This window comes from Algoriphagus sp., assembly GCF_039969895.1.
Classification (GTDB): domain Bacteria; phylum Bacteroidota; class Bacteroidia; order Cytophagales; family Cyclobacteriaceae; genus Algoriphagus.
In genome coordinates this window covers 130,079-136,142 of sequence record NZ_JBDVMZ010000007.1, presented here as the reverse complement: position 1 = coordinate 136,142, position 6,064 = coordinate 130,079, and the positions used below count along the sequence as shown (strand labels likewise).

The following is a 6,064-nucleotide window of genomic DNA, read 5'->3' as shown; positions in this document are numbered from 1 at the left end:
ATCAAGCGATATGTTAAGTATCAAGAGAAAGAAGAACGAAAGGTAGAAGAACAGCAACAAGGCTTTGACTTCTAGTTCGGTGCCAAAAGCCCCTTACAGGGGCAATTCAAAGCCACCTTCTAAGAAGGTGTGTTTTTTACTAGATTGAGGAGAAAACTTCCCAATAAACATGAGTAATCTGTTGCGATAATTGTCCACCATTGGGTCAATAACTGCGGTATATGGAATATCATTATAAGGTTTATAGGGATCATTTGGGTTTGTGGTGCTTCCTAAAACTATCTCAACGGCATCAATAAATACTGTTGGACAATTTGTATCAAGTGGGTCAGGTATGAGACTTGCAAAAACAACAGCACGACAAACTGGCAATGGTCGTCTTGCCCACCAAATATGTAAAGTCGATATGTGTCCATGATGAATGTATTTATCGTGTACGCTTGCTGCCGATATTTCTTTGATCGGCATGGCTACTTCTATGAGTTTTTTGGCTTGGGTCATTCTGTTATTGTTTCAGATTCAGTTTTGGGTGTATAAAGGATACCTGCAAACTGGTCAATGAGTAATTTCTTTCGCTCTTCTACAAAATCTTCAAATCGGTCAAGCTCCCATAGAGCGGGTTGATTCGGAATGAGGTGAAGTTTAAGATAATCTTCACTTTTATCTGCGAACCAGTCCGTGGGTAATATATCCGTCTTATTAGATGCACCATTTTCATGAGCGGTAAGGAGCATCAAGTTTGCAATTTGATCTCGTTCCCACCATTTGTATTTCATGATGTTCATTTTCCCTGTATCGGGGTTTGGAATTTTGATGCTTTTTAAGGCACTCTGCGGAAAAATGTGGTCGATTTGAGGCTTATTCTGATTCCATGAAGGCTGGTAGTTAAAGCCATACCAAAGGTTGAATAGCAAGTGTATTTCCTTGGATGAATAATGATAGCCTAGCAAATTCTCTTGCGTAAGCTCCATACTTTTTCCTTTGGAGCGGATCTCTCCAAATATTTCACTTTTTACGAATCCCTTATTGTCTTTTACTGTAGAGATCAAAGCATCCGTGAAGCTATCAGACACCCCACCAAAGACACCCGTTAAATTTACCTTGACCAGATAATCAACAAGGTCTGATTCTACAGATTTCACCCATGCTTCAGGATAATGATACCTGCTGTAAATAAGTGGGATGAGACTTGCATAGGAGGGAAGAGTTTTATCTGTTTTAAGGAATGTTTTACCATAAATGAAGTCCTTAACAAAGCGAAGTGCATCAGCAATTTTATCCCAATTTTTCTCAATGCCAGCTTTTACTTCAGGAAGTCTGAATTTTTCAATTTCATACTTAGCTCCTTTGTCGAGCAATACCAATGAAATTTTGAGGATAAAGTCACGGTCAAATTTGTAGCCCGTTTTGTTTAAATCTGCGAGTAATTCATCCATCTTATTTTCAGCCTCTTCCCAACTTGCTGTGAGTAGGCTAAATAATAGATCTGATTTACCTAATTGGGTTCCACCAGAGTTAGCTCGTATAAAAATCTCAACAATGTCTTCTTCTGTGTAGGTATCTGGTCTGTCAACACTATCTACCAATTGAAATAAGATATTCTCCTGTGTGCAGAAGACCTCACGAACTAATTCAACATTATCGTAAATTCTGTCTTCCTGATCTTCTGTTACTTCATTTGCAGATACAATGGTTTTTACAGTTTCCTTTGGCTTTGAATCTGTGAACACCAAATCTTTGAATAGAATGTAAGGGAACTGTACGCTCGAAGAAGATTTGAATTTGAAATCAAATTTGATGTCTTCAGGTGCTACCAAATCACCACTTAGGATATTTATATAGAGTTCTTCGCCATCATAACTACCCATCAGTCCGATAAACAAAGATTGGAGACGCTGCTGACCATCAAGCACCATCATTTTTTGAGTTTTGTCCTGTGGTATGTAGAAGTTGGCCAGGCTTATTCCGCTTTTGTAATTGTCAATAAACTTTCTTCTCTTCAGATCGCTTTTTGTCTTCCAAATTAAAAGTGTTCCAATAGGGTATTCTCTCAGGATTGAATCATACAGTCTTTCAATCTGATCTTTCTTCCAAACAAATGGCCGTTGAATGTTAGGCAGCCAGAAGCCACCTTGTTCATCCTTGTTGTTAAGGTATTTGATGAATTTTCTTATGGTCTCGGTTTGATTAGGCATGTTGATTTATTTTTTGTTTCCATTCTGCCATAGGCAAAAAATATTGTACTCCTTTGGTTTTCAACTCGAACTTGAGCGCCTTTGCTGGATTTTGAATGCGGTACAGCTCGGGTTCGCTTTTGCAATTCATCACGATATACAACCAAGCCGCATCACCCAACTGCGCTAATCGGTTCATTTCATTTTCACTCAGCATGACACTGCCATCACCTGCACTTCGTCCTTTCACTTCAATGTATCGCTTCAGTTCTTCCGGACTGATGCTTTTTACATCATACCCTTCATTATTTGCGCTGACATCTTGTGGTTGCCAACCCACACTTATTTCATAATCCATAGTAGCTTTCATGGCTATTGCTTCTGCCTCATCATCACGGCTCATGCCATAGTGACCTACGTATTCTACCTGTGTAAGAGGAACTACATAAGCACAGCCCAATACTTCAGGAGCCTTTGGATTGAGCTGGGTCATTAAATCCAAACTTTCTAATCGACTTTTCTTTTTCTCTATCAGTTCGTTGATGCGTTCCTGTTTCTTCAAAATCTTTTCTTGCACTTTATGATCACCCAAAAGCACTTTTCCTTGAAGCTCCTGTATGCCAACTTGTAAGTCCATAATGACTTGTGTAAAGGCAGACTCCAGATACCCTCTACGGTCTAATGCATCTTTATTAACATGGGCCTTGGTATCTTCAAATTGTCGGGTAGTAATTTTCTCAAAACTCCATTGAATAACTTCATTGGTGTCAATTACCTCGGGTGGTTCAATGGGCTTGGTAAAGTCTGTTGGTGTGTGGAGATCAATGAATTTAGCAGGAGAGGTGATGTGAAATTCTCCATCTTTCCTCTGATATACCATCATCAATCGCTCATCAGCAATACTGTCATCAACCTTACTCGGTCGATTGTCAACGATTTGACTTTTTACGAAGAAAGCAAAATAGTCTTCCTTGTCATCGGGAGAAATGAGAATGGTTCCCTTAATCATATCTTCCCTGTATTGATTGCGAACTACCGTGACCAGGCTATCAAAGACAGGATTACCGGGATTGATGTAATGTACTTTTCCTAAATCGCCTACGCTTTGATAATCGAGGAAGATTTGCTTGTCGAAACAAAACTGGATGGATTTAATAGAGTCAAAGTGAATTTTATAAGTATCTTTTAATTCAGCAGCAACAAACTCTGGCATTTTATCAATCTTGAAAATAGATTGCCTTAGCTCGGTGAATGCCCCCCCTAAGTTTTGAAATGCTTTCTCGAAAAATAAGCGGATATAAATTGGCTGTAACCGTTTCTCGTCCGAGTTTTCTTTCAATGTTCTGGCATCTTTGTAATCAACTGTGCTATGAGCTAATTTATCTTTCTGCTGGTTAATCTTCTCCTTGAATTGTATTTTCAAAGCAGCGTCATCTTGCGATAAGAATCTATCTAACTCTGTCTCTTTTCCATTGAATACAGAGTTGATGATGTCATCTAGACCAACTCCTTCCAGCACATCTTGAATCACGTCATATACTCTATCATCACCCATACCTTCTCGGATAATGTCGAGTTTTGTTAGCAGACGTTCTAATACTTTACCTTCTTTGGTATTGCTGGCTACCATATTAAAAACCAACACATCTTGTTTCTGGCCGTATCTATGGATACGCCCCATTCGTTGTTCTAATCGGTTTGGATTCCAAGGAATATCCCAATTGATAAGGAGACGACAGAATTGAAGGTTTATACCTTCTCCGGCTGCATCGGTAGCCAATAAAATTTGTGTATCAGGTTTGGCGAAAGCCCACTGAGCCTCTCTTCGATCATCTACGTTCTTTCCACCGTGGATGGTAGCTACGGTATAGCCTCCGCTTTTAGTTAGTCTTTCTTCAAGATAGAGAAGCGTATCCTTATGCTCAGTAAAAATGACCAGCTTTTCACCATTGTCTAGAACGCCATTCGATTTGAGCAGCTCTTGTAATTCTTGAAACTTCTTTTCCTCTTGTTTGCGATTAAAGAGTGTTTGCGCCATATCAAACAACTTCTTAACCTCAGTAGCTTCTTGTTGGATTTCACCAATGCTTTTAGCTGTAGTAAAAAGTTTGAATTTACGAGGGTCGGATAAAATACCATCCAACGCCTCTCGTTCATCATCCTCTAAGTCTTCATATTCCTCAATATTATCTACATCAAATCCCTCTAATTTATGTCGCTGACTCCATAGATTCGGGTTCTTATTAACCTCATCTACTATACCTTGCAAGGCTTTCCACCTGCGTTCCAAAGTGTTTTTAATAGCAAAAATGGAACTGACCAGTCTTCTCTGCATTACTGTCAAAGCAAGTGAAACGTGAATATTTTTTGTCTCAGAGGCTTCTTCTTTTCGTTTGGTCAGGTATTTTGTAACAGCGTCATAGAGTTCCTTTTCTTCTGGAGTAAGCTGATATGCAACTGTTTTTGTGTACCTATCTTTGAAAAGTGGATTGCCTTGCCAATCCTTCATGTCTTCTTTTAATCTTCGGATAAAGAATTTATTGATTCCATTATGCTCAAGCTCTTTGATGCGTGTCGAAGCTATTTCATCTGTGGCGAAAATATCCTCATCCAGCAGTTGAAGGAGTTTTTTAAAGGTGTCTGTTCGACCTCTGTGCGGGGTGGCAGTAAGCAGTAAAATATGCTCGCATTGTTGCGATAAAATTTGTGCAGCTTTATATCGCATGGAAAGGTATTGTTTCGTGCCATAGTCATAGGCTGATAGCTTATGGCATTCATCAAATACAATTAAATCCCAATGCGAATTGCTGGCAACATTCAAGACATCTTCTCGAGATATAAAGTCAATTGAAGTGACTATTCGGGGTGCAGTATGAAAAACGTTTGGGTCTGAAGAAAATAATGCCCGGTTAACCAGGGTGAATGGGATGTTAAATTTTATTCCCATTTCATCTTCCTGCCATTGTTTCGTCAGTCCGCCAGGTGTAACGATCAGTATTCGTTCGGCAAGCCCACGCATCATCAATTCTTTGATGAGCAAGCCAGTCATAATGGTTTTTCCAGCACCTGTGTCATCAGCTAACAAAAAGCGAATCTTGGGCAGTGGTAATAAGAATTTGTAAACAGCTTCTACCTGATGAGGTAGTGGATCAACGATACTGCAATTAACAGCAAAGAGTGGATCAAATTGGTAGGCTGAGTTTATGCGTTCGGCCTCTGCAAAAAGGCCAAATCGAGTTGGATCACCCTTAAAATTAAAGGTCCCTTCTTGGGAAAGCATTTCAAGACTTTCAAATTCAGCCTTGGAAATGACCTTGGTGTTGGCACGATTGGTATTTATACCTGTAAATTTTACCGAAACCATTGAACCAAGTGGCTGGATTTGATTTACAGTCACTGGTTCCGTTGGTATAAGGTTTTTAACAATTTGTCCTGGTTCTATCGGCATAAAATCAATCCTTATTTTGGTTATACTTTAACTTTTCTTCTGTTACATGTAGGGCATCAGAAGCAACACCTTCATCTTTCACTAAATCATAAATTTGTTCTGCCAACCATAGGGTTAGCAATTCTTGAACATCTGCTTGGAGAAGTTCAGCTAATAAAATCACCTGCTCTCTTTTTGCCCTTCGCTCACCACGTTCGATTTTACTGAACATAGGTGTGTCGATTTCAAGGGTTGCAGCCAATTGCCTTTGCAAAAGTTCCTTGCTTTCCCGTAGTTCTTTTATACGTTCACCGAAATTCATGGCTTTTTTATTTATGACTTGTCAGATATAGACAAATATAGGAAAAGAAAGTAGTAGTAAAAGACAAAACCTGAGAGAAATTGAAGTCAGGAAATCAAGGAAACAGGGGATGCAAAGGAAATTTTATCCTTAGCATCCTTA

The 6,064-nt window shown here is 39.2% G+C and carries 4 protein-coding genes; all 4 read right to left on the bottom strand.

What is annotated here, in order from left to right; genetic code table 11:
• Positions 1–93 precede the first annotated feature (93 nt).
• From ABJH64_RS04115 to ABJH64_RS04100, 4 genes are read right to left on the bottom strand one after another with little or no spacing between them, the layout of a single operon-like run.
• A complete protein-coding gene (locus ABJH64_RS04115; protein ID WP_348274630.1) occupies positions 94–501 on the bottom strand; it encodes a DUF1156 domain-containing protein in 408 nt (135 codons plus the stop codon).
• Entirely contained in the window at positions 498–2,195 is a 1,698-nt protein-coding gene (locus ABJH64_RS04110) for a DUF262 domain-containing HNH endonuclease family protein (RefSeq protein ID WP_348274629.1), read from the bottom strand. Before ABJH64_RS04110 ends, ABJH64_RS04115 begins: the two co-directional genes overlap by 4 nt.
• A complete protein-coding gene (locus ABJH64_RS04105) occupies positions 2,188–5,622 on the bottom strand; it encodes a helicase-related protein (RefSeq protein ID WP_348274628.1) in 3,435 nt (1,144 codons plus the stop codon). The genes ABJH64_RS04110 and ABJH64_RS04105 overlap by 8 nt, the downstream gene beginning before the upstream one ends.
• A gap of 4 nt (positions 5,623–5,626) precedes the next feature.
• Entirely contained in the window at positions 5,627–5,923 is a 297-nt protein-coding gene (locus ABJH64_RS04100; RefSeq protein WP_348274627.1) for a helix-turn-helix transcriptional regulator, read from the bottom strand.
• Positions 5,924–6,064: the final 141 nt, after the last annotated feature.

Coding starts and splice junctions, on each gene's coding strand:
- ABJH64_RS04100 (WP_348274627.1), bottom strand. CDS start 5,923: ATGAATTTCGGTGAACGTATAAAAGAACTACGGGAAAGCAAGGAACTT.
- ABJH64_RS04105 (WP_348274628.1), bottom strand. CDS start 5,622: ATGCCGATAGAACCAGGACAAATTGTTAAAAACCTTATACCAACGGAA.
- ABJH64_RS04115 (WP_348274630.1), bottom strand. CDS start 501: ATGACCCAAGCCAAAAAACTCATAGAAGTAGCCATGCCGATCAAAGAA.
- ABJH64_RS04110 (WP_348274629.1), bottom strand. CDS start 2,195: ATGCCTAATCAAACCGAGACCATAAGAAAATTCATCAAATACCTTAAC.